This is a genomic window from Microbacterium sp. 18062, assembly GCF_902706225.1.
Lineage (GTDB): Bacteria > Actinomycetota > Actinomycetes > Actinomycetales > Microbacteriaceae > Microbacterium.
The window spans coordinates 1-473 of the sequence record NZ_CACSKB010000275.1; the positions used below are offsets into that span (position 1 = coordinate 1).

1 protein-coding gene is annotated in these 473 nt (G+C 55.0%); it reads left to right on the forward strand.

Annotated features, from left to right (window positions below):
• The coding region (locus GVL03_RS19775; RefSeq protein WP_159502622.1) for a BPSL0067 family protein at positions 1-271 on the forward strand (271 nt) is incomplete at its 5' end.
• Positions 272-473: the final 202 nt, after the last annotated feature.

Here is a 473-nt window from a genome sequence, read left to right on the forward strand (position 1 = left end):
GTGGAAAGAAGGAGCAGCAGTAAAGGGCAACCTTCTTCTGCGCGAGGGAACAGCCATTGCAACTTTTGTCGACGGTAGGTACCCGAATCGCGCTTCAGGCAACCATGCGGCCTTGTATGCGGGACAAGATGCGGGTGGCATCTACGTTATAGACCAATGGTCCAAGGTGAATAGAATCCAGGCCCGCAAGCTGCCATTTCTCGGCAAGGACAAGCGAGGCAACTGGGTCAATCCCAGCAACAATGGCGACGCATTCTCCGTCGTGGAGTGAGCATCTTGAAAATCAGACCTCTCTTTTCTTTTGCAGGATGGATTCCGGGTGCTTGCTACGTCGCAGCTATGGCAGCGCATCCAGTTTTTTCCCAGGCTGCGCAGCCCCCTGTAGTGCCATCACCCCCTGTGACGGAATTGCAGTGCCCTGCACGCATACATGTACTACAAACGGCGGAACCTACCACGGAAGGAGATTGGCG